The organism is Kitasatospora sp. NPDC048715, assembly GCF_043198905.1.
GTDB lineage: Bacteria > Actinomycetota > Actinomycetes > Streptomycetales > Streptomycetaceae > Kitasatospora > Kitasatospora lactacystinica.
In genome coordinates this window covers 14,309-32,717 of the sequence record NZ_JBICVH010000022.1, presented here as the reverse complement: position 1 = coordinate 32,717, position 18,409 = coordinate 14,309, and the positions used below count along the sequence as shown (strand labels likewise).

The 18,409-nt window shown below is 74.7% G+C and carries 15 protein-coding genes; 12 read left to right on the top strand and 3 right to left on the bottom strand.

Features of this window, described 5'->3' with window-relative positions; genetic code table 11:
• Nucleotides 1-26 precede the first annotated feature (26 nt).
• The 4 genes from ACGFSC_RS34880 (at nt 27) to ACGFSC_RS34865 (ending at nt 4,398) form a co-directional block, all read left to right on the top strand.
• Nucleotides 27-875: a hypothetical protein gene (locus ACGFSC_RS34880; RefSeq protein WP_359908005.1), complete on the top strand. Its 849-nt coding sequence runs from the start codon at nt 27-29 to the stop codon at nt 873-875.
• Nucleotides 876-1,150: 275 nt separating this feature from the next.
• Nucleotides 1,151-1,993: a hypothetical protein gene (locus ACGFSC_RS34875; protein ID WP_380354328.1), complete on the top strand. Its 843-nt coding sequence runs from the start codon at nt 1,151-1,153 to the stop codon at nt 1,991-1,993.
• A 160-nt stretch (nt 1,994-2,153) separates the two neighbouring features.
• Nucleotides 2,154-3,077, top strand: coding sequence for a (2Fe-2S)-binding protein (locus ACGFSC_RS34870; RefSeq protein ID WP_359908007.1), 924 nt, complete (start codon nt 2,154-2,156; stop codon nt 3,075-3,077).
• Nucleotides 3,078-3,291: 214 nt separating this feature from the next.
• A complete protein-coding gene (locus ACGFSC_RS34865) occupies nt 3,292-4,398 on the top strand; it encodes a DUF2637 domain-containing protein (protein WP_359908010.1) in 1,107 nt (368 codons plus the stop codon).
• A gap of 66 nt (nt 4,399-4,464) precedes the next feature.
• Here the strand turns inward: ACGFSC_RS34865 and ACGFSC_RS34860 are convergent, their stop codons facing one another.
• Nucleotides 4,465-6,801: a SpoIIE family protein phosphatase gene (locus tag ACGFSC_RS34860; protein WP_359908013.1), complete on the bottom strand. Its 2,337-nt coding sequence runs from the start codon at nt 6,799-6,801 to the stop codon at nt 4,465-4,467.
• Between the two features lie 452 nt (nt 6,802-7,253).
• Complete coding sequence (locus ACGFSC_RS34855; protein WP_359908016.1) at nt 7,254-7,628, bottom strand: ATP-binding protein; 375 nt, start codon at nt 7,626-7,628, stop codon at nt 7,254-7,256.
• Nucleotides 7,629-8,363: 735 nt separating this feature from the next.
• On the opposite strand from ACGFSC_RS34855, the gene ACGFSC_RS34850 reads away from it, so the two are divergent.
• From ACGFSC_RS34850 to ACGFSC_RS34835, 4 genes are all read left to right on the top strand, one after another.
• Complete coding sequence (locus tag ACGFSC_RS34850) at nt 8,364-9,074, top strand: urease subunit gamma (RefSeq protein ID WP_359908019.1); 711 nt, start codon at nt 8,364-8,366, stop codon at nt 9,072-9,074.
• A complete protein-coding gene (locus ACGFSC_RS34845) occupies nt 9,071-10,792 on the top strand; it encodes an urease subunit alpha (protein WP_380635607.1) in 1,722 nt (573 codons plus the stop codon). The genes ACGFSC_RS34850 and ACGFSC_RS34845 overlap by 4 nt, the downstream gene beginning before the upstream one ends.
• A gap of 53 nt (nt 10,793-10,845) precedes the next feature.
• Nucleotides 10,846-11,895: an agmatine deiminase family protein gene (locus tag ACGFSC_RS34840; protein WP_359908021.1), complete on the top strand. Its 1,050-nt coding sequence runs from the start codon at nt 10,846-10,848 to the stop codon at nt 11,893-11,895.
• 76 nt (nt 11,896-11,971) lie between these two features.
• Complete coding sequence (locus ACGFSC_RS34835) at nt 11,972-12,571, top strand: TetR/AcrR family transcriptional regulator (RefSeq protein ID WP_359908024.1); 600 nt, start codon at nt 11,972-11,974, stop codon at nt 12,569-12,571.
• Between the two features lie 733 nt (nt 12,572-13,304).
• Here ACGFSC_RS34835 and ACGFSC_RS34830 read toward each other — a convergent pair.
• A complete protein-coding gene (locus ACGFSC_RS34830) occupies nt 13,305-15,182 on the bottom strand; it encodes a hypothetical protein (protein ID WP_359908026.1) in 1,878 nt (625 codons plus the stop codon).
• Between the two features lie 400 nt (nt 15,183-15,582).
• Here ACGFSC_RS34830 and ACGFSC_RS34825 point away from each other — a divergent pair, with 400 nt between their 5' ends.
• From ACGFSC_RS34825 to pth, 4 genes are all read left to right on the top strand, one after another.
• Nucleotides 15,583-16,050, top strand: coding sequence for a hypothetical protein (locus ACGFSC_RS34825; RefSeq protein WP_359908029.1), 468 nt, complete (start codon nt 15,583-15,585; stop codon nt 16,048-16,050).
• Between the two features lie 101 nt (nt 16,051-16,151).
• Nucleotides 16,152-16,817 (top strand): DUF3105 domain-containing protein, encoded by a 666-nt coding sequence (locus ACGFSC_RS34820; RefSeq protein WP_359908032.1) that lies wholly within the window; start codon nt 16,152-16,154, stop codon nt 16,815-16,817.
• A gap of 116 nt (nt 16,818-16,933) precedes the next feature.
• Nucleotides 16,934-17,566 carry a DUF305 domain-containing protein gene (locus tag ACGFSC_RS34815; protein WP_392864537.1) on the top strand — a complete coding sequence of 211 codons (633 nt, stop codon included), beginning with the start codon at nt 16,934-16,936 and terminating at the stop codon, nt 17,564-17,566.
• Between the two features lie 231 nt (nt 17,567-17,797).
• Entirely contained in the window at nt 17,798-18,409 is a 612-nt protein-coding gene (gene pth / locus ACGFSC_RS34810) for an aminoacyl-tRNA hydrolase (RefSeq protein ID WP_359908038.1), read from the top strand.

The following is an 18,409-nucleotide window of genomic DNA, read 5'->3' as shown; positions in this document are numbered from 1 at the left end:
CCCGCCCCCGACGGACGGAGCCCGCGATGGCCGGACTGCCCGACGACTTCACCGGACACGACCCCACGCGGCCGGGGCCGGGCGGTGGCGCCCGGGCGATCCGCTGCCCCGCCTGCCGCCGCGAGCACCTCTACGAACCTCCCTCCCTGCCCTGCCCGTGCGGGGCCTCGCTCAAGGTGCCGCTGCTGCGCGGCGGGGTGCCGGTGCAGGTGCGCTTCCGGTCCTGGGAGGACTCCTGGCTGAGCATGCGCTGCCCGCACTGCGGCCGCTCCGACCAGTGGCCGCAGCCCGAGTTCACCTGCAACTGCGGCGCGACCGTCCGGCTGCCGGTGGACCGCGCCACCCGGCTGGGCGGCGGCACCGCCGCCCCGCTCGCCGCCCCCGGCCCGCAGGCCGCCCGCCCGTACCCGGCCCACCCGATGAACGCGCCCGCCCCGGCCCCGCCCGCACCGCCCTCGGCCGGCCGCCCCCGCCCGTTCCGCCACCGCGCGCCGTTCCGCCCCCATCCGGTGCGCACCTCGCAGGACGCGGTGTTCACCGCCGCCCGCTACCTGGAGTGGCTGGGCTTCGACGACCTGGAGCTGACCGAGGCCCAGGAGCGCGACGGGGTCACCCTGCTGGGCAGCCGGATGGTCGCCCAGGTGGACACCTGGACCGAGCCCGCCGACGTGAAGTCGGTCGAGTGCCTCTGGCTGCAGACCCTGCACGCCGAGGAGATGGCCGCCGCGATGTTCACCCTCGCGGGTTATTCGCACCAGGCCACCGTGCGCGGCGAACAGCTGCTGGTCGCCCTGTTCAGCCTGGACCTGGCGGGTGTGCCGCAGCCCGCGAACGGCGCCGCCGAGGCCCTGATGGAGACCGGCTGGACCTCCTGACCCACCGGGCGGCCCGCCGGGCCGCCCCCACCTCCGCCCCCACCTCCCCCTCCCGTGTCTCCTCCGGCGTCTCCTCCCGTGCGCACCCCTAGATCATTTTTCCTCCAAAAGCAACAACCTTCGCTCGTGATCTGGTGCACAAGCTCACCCCCGTGTTGAATTGCGGCCACAGCGCGGGCCTTTCGCCCTGTCGTCGCCATGCGTGCGGGTCGTGGCGGCAGGGCCTCAGGGGCAGGTCCGCGCGCTTGCCGGATGGCGCACACAAGGAGGTGGCGTTGTCGGAGCACGGATGGAACCCGAGCGGCCCGGAGGAGCGGGGGCGGGCGGCAGCGGAGGAACCGGGCGACACCGTGTGGCGGCTGAGGTCCCGGGGGTGCTGGCAGGAGGCCGCCGAACTGCTGCGGCCGACCGCCGAGCACGACCCGGAAGCGGCCCTGGGGCGGGCCGAACTCCTCATCGAGCAGTGCCTGTTCACCGCGGCGCACTGGACCCAGGCGGAACAGGCGCTGCGCCTGGCGGAGGCACTGGCCTCCGGCACCGAGCAGCGCGCGGCCGCCGCCTGCGCCCGCGGCTTCCTCGCGTACGTGGCGAGCGTGCTCGGCCCGCGGGACCGGCTGGACGAGGCGCAGGCCGCCCTCGGCCGCACCTCGGCGCTGCTGCCGCCGGACGCCCCGGGCCGACCGCTGCTGGACTTCCGGCGCGGACTGGTGGCCGAGAACCTGCTGCGCGACCGCAGCGCCGCGTGGATCGCCTACCGCCGGGCGCACGAGGGCGCCGGCGAGCGCGGGGACGAACTTCTGCGCTCGTACACCTGGCGGCACCTGGCCGCGCTGGCGCTCTCGCGCGGGGACCGCGGGAACGCCCGGGAGGGCTTCGAGGCCTCCCTGCGGCTGCGCGAGCAACTCGGCTTCACGGTGGGGGTGGCACCGGCGCTCGCGGCGCTCGCCGAGGTGTCCGAACCGCCCGAGGCCGCGCGGCTGCGGGCCGAGGCGGCCCGGCTGGTGGCCGGCCTGGGCGGCGTGCCGGTCTGGCTCGCACGCCAGTTGGCCGCCTCCCGTGCGCCGGGGCCTCCCTCGGACGGGCGCATCGCGAGCGAGACCGGAGGAACAATCAGCTAAGGTGAGGCTAACCTGGCCGGGGGGAGCAGTACCCCGGCCAGGTCGCCTTGCCGTTCCCCGGGCACCGCCATGCCCCGGTCCGGCCGCGTCCGACGGGCCCGTGCCGCCGGGCACCGCCGGGCGGACCATGGGCGCCCCGGTCGACCCGATGGGGCCGCCCATGACCGCGAGCAGCACCCGGCCCGGCCCCAGGCCGCGCGTCCCCCGCACCACCGGGACGCGCACCGCCGTCCCCGCCCCCGCTCCCACCACACCGGGCGCCCCCTCGTACCACCGGCTGTCCGGACTCACCCCCGTTCTGACGGTGCGCTGCGCCCCGCCCCGGCGCCGCGACGGCTGGCTGCCCGCCGCCGACCTCACCACCCACCCCGAGGCGGTGCGCGAGCTGATCGCCCACGACGCCCGGCAGGGCCTCGCCCGCTACGGGCAGCCGCTGCGCCCGGACGTCGCGGCCGGCTTCGGGCTGCACCGCTTCGTCTGGCCGGTCTCACTGCTGTTCACGCTGCCGTGGTTCCTGGAGCGGCGCGTCCCGCTGCTCGCCCTGCGGGACGTCGCGCTGCGCAGGCGCCCCGACGCGGTCGAACTGACCGTCCGCGCGACGGAGTTCGCCTGCCTGCCGGAGGACCCGGCGGCCGGCTCCGGGCAGGCCCGGACGGCGCCGGACGAGCCGGCGCTGGCCGCCGCCCTGCGGTCCGCCCTGGGCGCCTTCCTGGCCCCGGTGCTCACCGCCTTCGGCCCGGAGGCCAGGCGCGGACCCCGGGTGCTCTGGGCGATGGCCACCGACGCGGTGGTGGAGGGACTCTGGTACGCGGGCGGGCTGCTCGGGGAGCAGGAGCGGGCGCGCACCGAACTGACCGCGCTGCTGGCGCCCGGCGGGGCCCTCGACCCCGCGCGCACGCCCGGCGCGGACGACCGTCCCGCCCCGGCCCCGGCACCCTTCACCCCGGGCGCCGGCTTCGCGCCCCCGGCGCCCGGGGCGGAGAGCGCCCCGCCCCCGGTCCGGTCCCGGGCCAGCTGCTGCCTCGTGTACACCGCCGATCCGAGGGACATGTGCGGCGGCTGCCCGCGCGTCACGCGGCGTTGACGAAAAGCCGTTCGACATCGGGTTCGAAAAGCCCGCCATTCCTGGAAAAACCCACGTCGCATTCCTATGACCATGCGATGGTCACCGGGTCAGAAATCCCTCTCCTCAGCGCATTGACGGCGAATCGGCCATTCCTCCGCGCGGAATCCGCCATGATGGTCCCCGCCATCACGGCGCAGAAAAGCGACGCAGGAAAGCGAGGCTGGTTCCGGCGATGAAATTGTCCGACATACCGCTCGGATGGGCGATCACCGTGGTCGTGGGGCTGCTGGTCAGCGCACTCCTGGTGGCCCTGCTCCGCAGCCGGGGGGCCACCTCCTCCACCGCCGGCCCCGATTCCTGGGAACGTTCCGAGGAACGGCGCCGCCGCAAGGAATCCCTGTACGGCGGCGCCTCCTACACCCTGTTGTTCTGCTGCGCCGGCGTCGCGGCCGCCCTCTCCTTCCACGGCCTGGTCGGCTTCGGCGTGCAGAACCTCGGCCTGTCCGGCGGCTGGGAGTACCTCGTCCCGTTCGGGCTCGACGGCGCCGCGATGTTCTGCTCGGTACTCGCCGTCCGCGAGGCCAGCCACGGCGACGCGGCGCTCGGCTCCCGGCTGCTGGTCTGGCTCTTCGCCGGCGCCTCGGCCTGGTTCAACTGGGTGCACGCCCCGCGCGGGCTGACCCACGCCGGCGCCCCGCAGTTCTTCTCCGGCATGTCCCTCTCGGCGGCGATCCTCTTCGACCGGGCGCTCAAGCAGACCCGCCGGGCCGCGCTGCGCGAACAGGGCCTGGTCCCCCGCCCGCTGCCGCAGATCCGCATCGTCCGCTGGCTGCGCGCCCCGCGCGAGACCTACGCGGCCTGGTCGCTGATGCTGCTGGAGAACGTCCGCAGCCTGGACGAGGCGGTCGACGAGGTGCGCGAGGACAGGCGGGAGCGCACCGTCGAGAAGCAGCGCCGCAGGCTGGCGGGGCGCCGGGAACGGGCCGAGATCCGGGCGATCAACCGCTCCAACAGCGCCTGGCGGCGCGTCGGCGGCGCGACGGCACGGCGGCTGGAGGCCGGCCCGGAGCCCGCCGTGGCCGCCGTGGCCCCCGGAGCGGGGCGTCCCGGGGTGGAACGGTCCGCGGCGGAGCGGGTCCGGACCGAACGTCCCGGAGTGGAGCGGGCCGCCGCACCGCGCGAGGTGGAGCCGGCCGAGGGCGCGGTCGTCCAGCCGGGCCTGCCGCCGCGTCCGGAGCGGCGAACCATCGACCTCACCATGGAGGAGGACACCGTCACCCTGCCCCGGCTGGACTCGCTGGAACGCAAACTGAAGGACCTGGAGCAGCAGTTCGGCTGATCCCCTCCGGCCCGGTCCCCCCGGGCGGCGCGCCGCCTCCCCGGGGAGCCGGAACCGGACGGGGGGTCAGGCCGCTGCCGCCGTCCCGCTGAGTTCGAACCACATCCGCTTGCCGGTGCCGCGCGGCTCCACGCCCCAGGAGTCCGCGAGCGCCTCCACCAGCATCAGCCCGCGCCCGGAGGAGGCCTGCTCCCCCGGCGTCCGGCGGGTCGGCCAGAGGTCCGACTCGTCCTCCACCTCGACCCGCAGCCGGGCCCGGCCGCCGTCCGCCTCCGGCTCCCGGTAGAGCCGGGCGGTGAACATGGCGTCCCGGTCGGTGTGCCGGATGGCGTTGGTGACCAGCTCGGAGGAGAGCAGCTCGGCGGTGTCGATGAACTCGGCCACGCCCCAGCGGCGCAGCGCGTCGCGCAGCTCGGCCCGCACCTCGGCCACCCGCGCCAGGTCGGCCTGGCCGATCCGGCGGCGCAGCTGCTGGGCGGTCAGGCCGCCGGCCGGGCCGTCCCAGCGCAGGAGCAGCAGCGCTATGTCGTCCTCGCGCTCGCTGGAGTCGGCGGCCTGGGAGGCGATCCGGTCGGCCAGCTCCTCCAGCGGGTCGCGGGCGGCCTGCGCGGCGTCCGGCAGCGGGCGGGCGAGCGCCCGGGTGAGCCGGGCGACGCCCTCGTCCAGGTCCATGCCGCGCGCCTCGACCAGGCCGTCCGTGCAGAGCACCACGGTCTCGCCCGGGTCCAGGCTGAACCGGGTGACCCGGTACTCCTGGTCCGGGTCGATGCCCAGCGGCAGCCCGCCGGCCACCGGCACCACGGCGGCGGTGCCGTCCGCGCGGCGCACCACCGGGTCGAGGTGGCCGGCCCGGACGGCGTAGACCACGCCGTAGTCCACGTTGACCTCGGCGTAGGCGCAGGTCGCGAAGTGGTCGGTGTCGAGGTCGGCGAGGAAGCGCGAGGCGCGGGCCATCACGGCGGCGGGCGGGTGGCCCTCGGCCGCGTAGGCGCGCAGCGCGATCCGCAGCTGACCCATGATCCCGGCGGCGTGCACGTCGTGCCCCTGGACGTCGCCGATCACCAGGCCGACGTGTCCGCCGGGCAGCGGCACCACGTCGTACCAGTCGCCGCCGATCTGGAGGCCGGAGCCGGCCGCGAGGTAGCGCACCGCCGTGGTCACGCCCGGGACGGACGGGACGGTGCGCGGCAGCATCACCCGCTGGAGGCCGGCCGCCAGCTCGTGCTCGGCGTCGTGCAGCCGGGCCCTGGCCAGCGACTGGGCGACCAGCCCGCCCAGGGTGGTGAGCAGGGTGCGCTCGTCCGCGTCGAGCTCGCGCTCGTCGTCGAAGCTGACCACGCACACGCCGATCGCCCGGCCGCTGGCCACCAGCGGCAGGTACGCCCAGGAACCCCGGCCGGTGCGGCTGGTCGGCTCCCACACCTCGGGGTAGCCCTCGCGGAACTCCTCGCGGGTCGAGACGAAGACCGGCGTACGGTGGCGCAGCGCCTCGGCCGCCGGGTGCCCGGGCGGCAGCACGGTGCGGTCCCAGACCGCCAGCGTGTCGGCGCGGTAGCCGGAGGCCCCGAGGATCTGCGCCCGGCCGGCCTCGAAGGAGGCCAGCACCAGGCCGTCCGGCGGCAGCCCGGGCAGCGGCAGCTCGGTGAACACCCGGGCCACGTCACGCACGGTGACGGCTTCGGAGAGGGCGCGCGCCGCCTCCTTGATGAACCGGGAGCGCTCCTCGCGCAGCAGGGCCATCCGGTCGGCGTGGTCCCGCTTGTGCAGCTCGACGGTGGCGTCCCAGACGAAGCCGACCATCCGGGAGGCCCGGCCGAAGGCGTCGGCGAGCACCCGGCCGCGGAAGCGCACCGCGCGCATGCCGCCCCTCGCCCCGACCGTGCGGTAGTAGGCGCCGCACTGGCCCAGCTCGGCCACCGCGCGCTCGACCCGGCGGCGCACCACGGGCGCGTCCTCGGGGTGCAGCAGGGCCAGGAAGGAGGCGGCGGTGCGGTCGAAGCGGCCCTGCTCCAGGGCGTCCAGTCCGACGATCGTGCAGGCCCGCTGGTCGCCCTCCAGGACGTCGCGGCGGATGTCCCAGTCGAAGGAGCCGATGCCGTTGGCCGCCATCGCGGGCTCCAGCCAGTCCGGCATGGTGTCCGCGGAGGACGGCGGCAGTCCGCCCGACAGCACGGGCGCCAGGCGGGCGGCGGCGAGGCTCGGCGACGGGCGCACCGCGGAGCCGCGGCGCGTGGTCTGGGCGGGCGGGCGGGCCCGGCCGGTCCCGGTGGTGGTGGCGCCGACGGGCTGCCCGGGAGTGCGCGGCTCCGGGGCGCCCGGCTGCTCGGCGACGCGCGGCTCGACGGCCCGCTGTCCGACCGCTCGCGGCCCGGCGGCTCTCGGGTCGGCGGTGCGCGGCTCCACGCTTCGCGGTTCCACGGTTCGCGGCTCGACGGCGGGCGCCGCGCCGGGAGGAAGTGCCGGCCCCGGCGACTCGGGCTCAGTGGGCATGCTGCTCCTGCCGCTGCCGTGGCGGACCGCGCCGACCGTCCGGACGGGCCGCATGGCGGTGTGATGGGTCGTGCTGGATAGGACGGTGCGACGGACGGTGGCCAGTCGAGGTTCGGTCTCCCCGCTGCTTCCCGCACGTGGACACACATTCCCACCATCCTGGCCAATGTTCGGCCGAGCGGCAATGCCAACGGGCCGGAAACCTTCCGTTCCGCCTTCTGTTCCGGGCTTCCTTCGACAGCGAATCAATCGACGGCGAACAATCGTACGACCCCGATGGCGGGCCCGGCGGCGACCCGGCGACCCGGCGACCCGGCGACCCGGCGACCCGGCGACGAGAGACTGTGCCGGCGCCGGGGCCGGGATCAGGGCGTGGCGAGTTCGAACCAGGTGACCTTGCCGTCGCCGCGCAGCTGTACGCCCCAGGAGTCCGCGAGCGCCTCCACCAGCAGCAGGCCGCGCCCCGAGGTCGCGTACTCGGCCTCCGGATCGCGGCGGCGCCCGGGAAGTCTGCTGGTGCCGTCCTGCACCTCGATCCGCAGCCGGTGGTCCGGGTCGAGCACCGCGTCGAACACCGCGCCCTTGCCCGTGTGCAGCAGCGCGTTGGTGACCAGCTCGGAGGAGAGCAGCTCGGCGGTGTCGGACAGCTCCGGCACCCCCCAGTGGCTCAGCGCCGAACGCAGCCGCCGCCGGACCGCGCCCACCCCGACCAGGTCCGCCGGGTCGAGCGTGAGGTGCAACCGCCGGTGCAGGGCACAACCCGGAGCCGGTGCACCCGGCAGGGTCGTCCCGGTGCTGCCGGTCGGCCCCTGGACCGGCCCGGACCGGTAGGCGTCGCCGGAACTCGTCCGCTGCCGCGGGAATCGCGACTGACCGTCCATCAACCCATGCCCCCGCCCTGAAATCCGGGCCCCCGCCTCCGGATCCCCCGCCGGCCGGGTGGCCCCCTCGTTCTGACCACTCATCCTCATGCCCAGTTGACGGCGTTTGCAACAGTGTGCGTCCGATCACGTGGGGTGAAAGGGGCACGGGGTGGTTCGCGTGATCCAACTGCCCGCGCCGGACAGGTTTGCGAAGCGCAGAGGCGATTTTCGAGGGCGCCGTCACCCGATCCCGCGCACACCCGGCGCCCGTACGGACCGTGCGCCCGACCGCGCGCCCCCGCCCCGCTCCCGCCGCGCGCCGGCCCCGGGCGGCGGGTCTGCACTCCGGGCCTACACTCCGGGCCTGCACTCCGGGCCTGCGCGGCGGGTCCGGGCGGCGGTCCGCGGACCCTCCCGGCCCGCCGCCCCGTGCCACCCCTCACCCCCATCCCCCGCCCAGCAAGCCGAACCCCCGCGGAGCGGCAACGCTGGACAGGGCGGCCCGGTGCGGGTTCAATGACCCGAGATGTTTGAACGATGTTCTAACATCGCCCCCGACAGCCCCCAGGGCCCCGAGCCGACCCCGTCCCCGGCGACCGCGAGCGAGGAACCGTGCGACTGACCCCCACCGAGCGGGACCGGCTGCTGATCTTCACAGCAGCCGAGCTGGCCCGCGCCCGCCGCGCCCGGGGCGTGCGCCTCAACATCCCCGAGGCCACCGCCCTGATCGCGGACGCCGTCTGCGAGGCCGCCCGCGACGGCCGGCGCCTGGCCGAGGCCATCGAGGCCGGCCGCTCCGTGCTGACCGCCGACGACGTCCTGCCCGGCGTGCCGGACGTGGTCACCGTCGTCCAGGTCGAGGCCGTCTTCGAGGACGGCACCCGCCTCGCCGTCGTCAACGACCCGTTCAAGGGCGCCGGCTCGCTCGGCGACGAGGCCCCCGGCGGCGCGCTGATCGGCGACGGGGCCGGCTACGACCCGGTCGAGGAGACACTGCTGCTCCCCGTGCACAACACCTCCGCGGTGCCGATCTCGGTCACCTCGCACTTCCACTTCTTCGAGGCCAACCCGCGGCTCGCCTTCGACCGCGCCGCCGCCTACGGCACCCACCTGGCCGTCCCGGCCGGCTCCTCGGTGCGCTTCGACCCCGGCGCCACCGTCGAGGTCGGCCTGGTGCCGATCGGCGGCGGGCGGGTCGCGATCGGTTTCGCGGGGCTCGTGGACGGCCCGCTGGACGCGCCCGGCGCGAAGGAGGCCGCCCTGGCGAAGGCCCGCGCCACCGGCTACCTCACCCACTTCGACGACGCGGAGGTCGAGTCGTGACGTCCATCACCCCGCACGACTACATCTCGGTGCACGGCCCGCGCGCCGGGGACCGGGTCCGGCTCGGCGACAGCGGACTGATCGTCCGCGTGGAGTCCGACTCCCAGGCGCCCGGCGACGAGTTCCTGGCCGGCTTCGGCAAGACCGCCCGCGACGGCCTGCACCTCAAGCCCGCCGCGGTCCGGGACACCTGCGACGTCGTGATCAGCAACGTGCTGGTGATCGACGCGATCCAGGGCATCCGCAAGACCTCGATCGGCCTGATCGGCGGCCGGATCGCCTCGATCGGGCGGGCCGGCAACCCGGACACCCTGGACGGCGTGGACGTGGTCGTCGGCACCGGCACCACGATCGTCTCCGGCGAGGGCATGATCGCCACCGCCGGCTCCATCGACACCCACGTCCACCTGCTCTCGCCGCGGATCATGGAGGCCTCGCTGGCCTCCGGCGTCACCACCGTCATCGGCCAGGAGTTCGGCCCGGTCTGGGGCGTCGGCGTCAACTCGCCCTGGGCACTGCGCCACGCCTTCAACGCGTTCGACGCCTGGCCCGTCAACATCGGCTTCCTGGGCCGGGGTTCGTCCTCCGACGAGGCCCCGCTGATCGAGGCGCTGGCCGAGGGCGGGGCGTCCGGCTTCAAGGTGCACGAGGACATGGGCGCGCACACCCGCGCCCTGGACACCGCGCTGCGGGTCGCCGAGGAGTACGACGTCCAGGTCGCCCTGCACACCGACGGGTTGAACGAGTGCCTGTCGGTCGAGGACACCCTGAAGGTGCTGGAGGGCCGGACCATCCACGCCTTCCACATCGAGGGCTGCGGCGGCGGACACGTCCCCAACGTGCTCAAGATGGCCGGCGTGCCGAACGTCATCGGCTCCTCCACCAACCCGACGCTGCCGTTCGGCCGGGACGCCCTCGGCGAACACTTCGGCATGATCGTCTCCGCGCACGACCTCAAGGTCGACCTGCCCGGCGACGCCGCGATGGCCCGCGACCGCATCCGGGCCGGCACCATGGGCGCCGAGGACGTCCTGCACGACCTCGGGGTCATCGGCATCACCTCCTCCGACGCCCAGGGCATGGGCCGGGCCGGCGAGACGGTGCGCCGCACCTTCGCCATGGCCGGCAAGATGAAGGCCGAACTCGGCCCGCTCGACGGCACCGGCTCGTACGGCACGACGGACAGCGGCGACGACAACGAGCGCGTGCTGCGCTACATCGCCAAGCTCACCATCAACCCGGCCATCGCCCACGGCCTCGCGCACGAGGTCGGCTCCATCGAGATCGGCAAGCTCGCCGACATCGTGCTGTGGCGCCCGGACCACTTCGGCGCCAAGCCGCAGCTGGTCCTCAAGGCCGGATTCCCCGCGTACGGCGTGGTCGGCGACCCCAACGCCTCCACCGACCGCTGCGAACCGCTCGTCCTGGGACCGCAGTTCGGCGCCCACGGCGCGACCGCCGCCGACATCTCGGTGGCCTTCGTCGCCCAGGCCGCCGCCGACGGCGCGTACCTCGACCGGGCCGCCGACGGACTGCCCACCCGCCGCCGCCGGGTCGGCGTCCGGGGCACCCGCGGCATCGGACCCCGCGACATGGTGCGCAACGCCCGCGTCGGCCACGTCGAGGTCACCGAGACCGGGCTGGTCTCGCTCGACGGCTCGCCGCTGCGCTCCGAACCCGCGGACAGCGTCTCGCTCAGCCGCCTCTACTTCCTCTGACCCCCCCGCATTCCGACCCCCCGCGCCAAGGCCCCGGACCTCTTGAGGACTCGATGACGACCACCCCCACGCCCGCCTCCCTCGGCTACCGGATGCCCGCCGAGTGGCACCCGCACGAGCGCACCTGGATGGCCTTCCCCACCACCAACCCCACCTTCGACGGCCCCGAGCAGCTGCACGCCGCCCGCCAGGCCTGGGCCGCCGTCGCCGACACCATCGTCGGGTACGAGCCGGTGACGCTGATCGTCAACACCGGTGAGACCGAGGAGGCCCGCAAGTACGTCTCCGAGCGGGTCGACATCGTCGAGCGCCCGCTGAACGACGCGTGGATGCGCGACATCGGCCCGTCCTTCCTGATCGACGGCAAGGGCTCGCTCGCCGCCACCGACTGGATCTTCAACGGCTGGGGCGCGCAGTCCTGGGCCCGCTGGGACAAGGACCAGCACATCGCCGAGCACATCGGCGAACTGACCGGGGTGCAGCGCTTCGCCTCCCGGCTGATCAACGAGGGCGGCGGCATCCACGTCGACGGCGACGGAACGGTGCTGGTCACCGAGACCGTCCAGCTCGGCGAGGGCCGCAACGCCGACTGGACCAAGGAGGAGGTCGAGGCCGAGCTGCACGCCTTCCTCGGCACCACCAAGGCGATCTGGCTGCCGCGCGGACTCACCCGCGACTACGACGAGTTCGGCACCCGCGGACACATCGACATCGTCGCCTCCTTCGTGCGCCCCGGCGTCGTGGTCGCCCACGTCCAGCCCGACCCCTCGCACCCGGACCACGAGGTCTGCCGCGAACTGGTCGCCGTGCTGCGCGCCTCGACCGACGCCCGGGGCCGCCCGCTGGAGGTCGTCGAACTGCCCGCCCCCACCGTCCTGCTGGACGAGGACGGCGAGCCGGTCGACTACTCCTACATCAACCACTACGTGGCCAACGGCGCGGTCGTGCTGTGCGCCTTCGACGACCCGCGCGACCAGGAGGCCGCCGCCATCCTCGCCGAGGCCTACCCGGGCCGCACCGTCGAACTCGTCGACGCCCGCGAGATCTTCGCGAACGGCGGCGGCATCCACTGCATCACCCAGCAGCAGCCGAAGGCGCTCTGACGCCCCGTCCGGGCGGGGGCCCCGCGCCCCCGCCCGGACGGCTTCCGAGGCCCCGTTCCACCGAGGAGACCCGCACATGGCCGACCCCCGCCCGCGCCGGCCGGCCCGCCCCCGCGAGGAGGTCTTCGCCACCGCCCGGGCCGCGATCGCCGAACACGGGCTCGCCAAACTCACCATGGCCGGTCTCGGCAAACAGCTCCAGATGAGCGCCGGGCACCTGCTCTACTACTTCGGCAGCAAGGACCAGCTGCTGCTGGAAACCCTCCGCTGGAGCGAGGAGCAGCTCGGCGCCCGCCGCCGCGAGGCCCTCGCCGACCCCGCCCTCGACCCCTGGCAGCGCCTCGACGCCTACCTGCGCCTCTACCTGCCGGAGGGCGCTGGCGACCCGCGCTGGATCCTCTGGGTCGAGGTGTGGGGCCGCTCCCCCGCGAGCGCCGAGATCCGCCAGGGCCAGCAGGAGATCGAGGCCCCCTGGCAGGCCGACCTGGTCGCCCTCGTCGAGGAGGGCGCCGCCGCCGGCCACTTCACCCCCGGCCCCGCCGCCGACCGCGCCCTGCAGATCCGCGCCCTGCTCGACGGCCTCGCCGTCCCCATCGCCATCGGCCTCCCCGACGCCCACCGCCCCGCCGCCCTCACCCAGGCCACCGCCGTCACCGGCATACTCCTGCGCACCTGAGCCCACCCGCGGCTCCCGCCCCCTGCCCGCGCGAGAAGTCGGCCCGGCCGACTTCTCGCGCACAAGCCCGGCCGACCGGTCCGGAGACTCGCCCATGCCGGGATCCCCTCGCGCGCCAGAAGTCGACCCAGCCGACTTCCTGTGCGCGGTTCCTGGGGCATGGAAAAAATATGCAGACCGGTCTACAGATTGCACGGGGGCGCAGCCGACGCATGCGTTCCTACAGGTGCGCGAGAAGTCGGCCCAGCCGACTTCTCATGCACAAGCCCGGCCGGTCAGCCGACCGGACGGCCGTCGAAGAGGCCCAGGAGCAGCCCCACGCACAGGAAGCCGATCAGGCCGACTTCCTGCACACCACCTCGATAGGGGCGGACAGAGAATATGCAGACCGGTCTACAGACTCGCCCCCGGCGCGGCCGGCGCCAAGGTACCTGCGCCCGCGCATCCGGCACGCGAGAAGTCGGCCCGGCCGACTTCTCATGCACAAGCCCGGCCGGTCAGCCGACCGGGCGGCCATCGAAGAGGCCCAGGAGCAGCCCCACACACAGGAAGTCGATCAGGCCGACTTCCTGCGCACCACCTCGAAGGGGCGGGCAGAGAATATGCAGACCGGTCTACAGACTCGCCCCCGGCGCGGCCGGCGCCAAGGTGCCTGCGCACGCGCCCGGGCGGGGGTGGGGCCGGATTGGGTCTTTGGGCGGGTTGGGGTTGGGGTCGGGGGGGTGGTGCGGGGTCACTCGGTCCAGATGGCGGCGGCCGTACGGTCGTCGGCGTAGCCCTTGGCACGAACCTGGACCTGGCGGAGGAAGTCGACGGTGCCCGGCGGGTGGGGGTGGGCCCAGTGGGTGGAGAGGAAGTGCGCGACGGCCGGCTCGTCGGCGATGGGCCGGGCGAGGCCCGGGGTGCACAGGAGGAGGATGTCGCCCGGCGTCGCGGGGACGAGCCGGAAGCGGAACGGGCGCGGGCCGGGCACCGGGGCCTCGGGGAACGGCGGCTGACCGTCCGGGTGGTGCAGCAGCCGGGCCGCGTAGGCGTCGATCCAGTGGCCCGAGCGCAGCAGGTAGAGCCCGCCCGGACCGACGCCGAAGGCCGCGCGGTAACCGGCCTCCGGGTCCAGCGACACCATCAGGCAGTGCAGCGACGCCGGGGACGGGGTGTCGTCCCCCTCCGGCTGCGGTGCCAGGGCGCGCAGCGGGGCGGCCGCACCGGTGGCCAGGCGCTGGAGGCCGTAGCGGAGCCGGTCGCGGGCACCGTCGCGCAGGTCCGCGGCCAGGCCGGCCCGGCTGCGCCCGATCGCGGCGGCGAGATGGTGGCACGCCTCCCCGCTGGCGGCCGCGATCGCCTCCGGGGTGACCGTCTCCTCCTCCGCGGCTCCGCCCGTACGGTCGAAGCCGCCGAGGACGGCGAGCAGCAGCCCGTCCGGGCCCTCACCGAACCGGGTGACCAGCAGGGAGTCGCGGCGCGGCTCACCCCGGTAGCGCGCGGAGTCGCCCCGGACGGAGGCGGCGCGCAGGACGGACGGACCGTACTGGGCGCCGTCCAGCACGGTGTCCGGGACGAGCGCGCGCAGTGCGCCCGGGTCCGCCTCGGGTACGGCCGTCGGCTCGGGTCCGTAGGTCGGGGGGCGCTCGCCGACGTGCGGGACCGCGGCGCCGCCGTCGGCGAGCGGTGCGCGGACGGCCAGGCGGGGGTCGGGAACGGCGGCGGTCTGGGCCACGGGCTCCGGGTCGGGTTCCGAGGCGTGGACGGGTTCGGGCTCGGGAGCGGAGCTGGGGGCGGGAGCGGGGGCGGGCGGCTCGGACTTCTCCGCCTCCACCAGCGGCACCAGTTCCTCGGGGTGCTCGGGGTGCTCGGGCTGCTCCGCAACGGCGGGTACGGGGTCCGGCTGCGCCGGTTCGGGGGCGGGCGGCGGGGTGGGCTTCTCCAGCGAGACCGGGTCCGGGTCCGGGACCACGTCCGGGGCTGGGGCTGGGGCCGGGTTTGAGTCCGGACCCGGTACGGCCTCCGGCTCGGGTGCGGGTTCGGGTGCCGATGCCTGCTCGGGTTCCGGCTCGGGTTCCGGCTCGGATTCCGGGTCCGGCTCGGGTTCCGGTTTGGGTGCGGGTTCCGGTTTGGGTGCGGGTTCCGGGTCCTGCTCCGGGTCCCGCGCGTGCGCCGTCCTCGGTGCGTCGTCGGCGAAGTCGGGGGCCGGGAAGCGGTGGGTCTCCGGGGAGGTCCGCTGACGCCCGATCCCCTCCGCTCCGCCGATCACGCCGACCGCGGTGTCGAACCAGTCGTCGATGCTGTCCCGGCCCGCCGAGCCCGCCGGGCCCTCAGAACCCGCCGCGCCGTCGGGCTCCCCGGAAGCCGCTACGGCCGTCTCCGGCTCGGGTTCGGGCTCGGGCTCCGGTGCCGGTTCCGGTTCCGGTTCCGGTTCCGGTTCCGGTTCCGGTTCCGCCGAGCGCTGCTGCCCGATGAGCCCGGCCGCCGTGTCGAACCAGTCGTCCACGCTGCCGTCCCCCGGGTCGGCGTGCGGGGTGTCCGGGAGGGTGCCCGTCGGACCGTCGTAGACGGCGTCCCACCAACCGTCGTCCGGCCGGTGCGGCTGTGCGGGTGCACCCTGCTTGCTCATCTGGCGGCTCCTGGTCGTTCCGTGGTCGCGCCGCCCCCGGCGGGCCGGGCTGACGACATTGTTCTCCACCTGCGACGACCCTGTCCGGGTTTCGGCGACAACCGGTCACCCACCGGAGCATCCCGGCCACCGCGCTCACCAGGCCGTTCACCGGGCGGTTCGCCGGGTCGTCCACGGTGGCGTCGCCCGGTCGTCCGCTCCCGTTCCGTCCGTGCTTGCCGGATGTGTCCGGAGCAGGGCGTTTCCTGGCCATCCGGGTGTGCGGGCCCCCGAAAATGAGGGCCGATGGGGGGCATCGCATCACTCGTTCGGCTGATTAAATGTGCGCATGACCGCGTCGGCCCCCAGTTCGCCCCGACCGGGGAGGGCCGCATCCGCGGGCCGCCCGGCAGGTGGGCTGTTGGTCCTGCTGCTCGTCACGCTGTTGACGCTGCTGCCCTGCGCGGGCCAGGCCAAGGCGGTGGACGGCTCCGGCCAACCGGCGCCGCACGCGGCCCCGGTCAGCGCCGTCACCGTCGTCAGCGTGGTCAGTGTCCAGGTCGCCACCGGGCACTCCTCCTACACCGGTCACGCCGCGAAGGTCACCGGGGCCACGAAGTCCTCGGACCACCACCGGACGGCCGAGGAGCAGGGGCACTGGATCCTCTGCACCGCCGACGGCCAGCCGCCGCGCAACAACGGCTGCTCCAGCCATCCGTACTGCTCGCAGGACGCCCAGCTGCCGAACCCGCCGCCGCAGCCGCAACCCGCCGTGTCACCGCTGACCCCGGCCGCGCCCGAGGCGCTGCCCCGGGTGGTGCCCACCGGTCTGCTCGACGGCGCGCACCCGGTGCCCGATCTGCACGAACTCCAGGTCCACCGGTCCTGAGTGGAACCCACCGCCGGCGCAGCCGCCGACGGATCCGTTTCTCCTCTCACACCAGCTGACCGCCGCCACCGACCGGTGCGGCGGGGACAAGGACGACCACCATGGGTTCCGCCTCCAAGCAGTCCAACAAGCCCGGCGGCAAGCAGGACGGCCTCGACCGCCGCGCCCGGATCGCCGAGCTGCGCGCCGCCGAGCAGCGCCGCGACCGCCGCAACAAGATCGTCGCCTCGGTGGCGGCCGGCGTGCTGGTGATCGGTGCGATCGCCACCGGCACCTGGATCGTCATGGACCAGAACCAGAAGAAGAAGGACAAGGAGACCGCCGCCAACGCGGACATCCCGGGCGTGAAGACCTTCGGCGAGCTGAGCCGCACCCACGTCAAGGACAAGGTCACCTACCCGATGACCCCGCCGGTCGGCGGCGACCACAACGCGATCTGGCTGGACTGCATGGGCCACGTCTACGACCAGCCGGTCGAGAACGAGCGCGCCGTCCACTCGCTGGAGCACGGCGCCGTCTGGGTGACGTACAACGGCAAGGCCACGCCGGACGACGTCAAGACCCTCTCCGACCGGGTCAAGAAGACCCCGTACTCGCTGATGAGCCCGTACCCGGACGAGCAGGGCACCATCACCCTGAACGCCTGGAGCACCCAGCTGACCGTGGACAGCGCCAGCGACCCGCGGGTGGAGCAGTTCTTCACCAAGTACGTCCAGGGCAAGCAGACCCAGGAGCCGGGCGCCTCCTGCACCATGGGGCAGATGTGACCGCCGGCGCGGGCCGCCCCGGCGAGGCCGTGACGGCGGACAGCGCGGGCACCGTGGACGCCGTGGACACCGCGGCGGACGGCGTCCAGGAAGTGGGGGCCCCGCGCCGCCGCCGCATGTGGTGGCCGGCCGCGCTGGCCGCCGCCGTGGCGCTGGCGCTCGGGGTGCCGGCCCTGGTGGCGAGCGGGACCTCGGCGTCCGGCTCGTCCACGCTGTCCGTCCCCGCGAACGACTCCCCCGAGGCCGGGTTCGCCCGCGACATGGCGACCCACCACCAGCAGGCGGTGGACCTGTCGTTCGTCGTCCGGGACCGCACCGCCGACGAGCCGACCCGCACCCTGGCCTTCGACATCATCAACACCCAGGCCAACCAGCGCGGGATGATGATGGGCTGGCTCGACCAGTGGGGGCTGCCCCAGCACTCGACCGCCACGCCGATGGCGTGGATGGAGATGGGCCACGAGTACCAGGCCCACGACGGTTCGCTGATGCCGGGCATGGCCACCAACACCCAGCTCGCGAAGCTGCGCACGCTCAGCGGGCGGGACGCCGAGGTGTACTACCTCCAGCTGATGATCGAGCACCACAAGGGCGGCGTCGAGATGGCCCAGGGCTACGTCGACAAGGCCCGGAACGATGCCGAGAAGCGGCTCGCCCAGTCGATGGTGGTCGCCCAGACCTCCGAGCTCCAGCTGATGACCGACATGCTCAAGGAGCGCGGCGCCGAGCCCGGCGTGCCCGCCTCCTGAGTGCTCGTTCCGCGGGCTCGCCCTGCGGCTCGTACGTGTCCCTCGGGTCCGGGTGTCCCCGGGTCCTACCGGTCCCGTACATTCCGTACGTCCTGTACGTCCTGTACGTCCCGCAGGTCCCGCGTGTCCCCGGACGGCCGGGGCGCCGGCGGGGACGGTCCCGTACCGTCCCCGCCGCGCCCCGGCCGTCCGCCGTCTTCCCCCGCCCCCACCCCTCCGGAGAACCCTCGCATGACCCCCGACGCCCCCTGGCTGATCGCCGGCCTGGGCAACCCCGGCCCGTGGTTCCGGCTCACCCGGCACAACGCGGGCTTCCTCGCCGTGGACCGGCTGGCCGAACGGCACGGCGCCCGGTTCCGCCGGCGCGGGATCGCCACCCTGGTGGCCGAGATCGCCGTCGACGGCCACCGGGTGCTGCTGGCCAAGCCGCTGTGGTGGTCCATCAACCTGTCCGGCCGCCCGGTGGCCGCGCTGCTGCGCCGCCACGGCGTCCCGGTCGAGCGGCTGGTGGTGGTGCAGGACGACCTGGACTTCGCCTTCGGCTCCGCCCGGCTCAAGCGCGGCGGCGGCCCCGGCGGCCACAACGGGGTGCGCTCGGTGGGCGAGGTGCTCGGCACCCGGGACTTCGTCAGGCTGCGGTTCGGCATCGGACGTCCGCCGAAGGGCCAGAGCGTCGGGGACTTCGTGCTGAAGAAGTTCTCGGAGGAGGAACTGGCCGCCATGCCCGGCGAGTTGGACCGCTGCGCGGACGCCCTGGAGACGCTGGTGCGGCGCGGCCTGAACCGCGCCCAGGACGCCCTGAACGCACCGGTGCCCCCGCGCGCCCGTACCGACGCGCGGTAG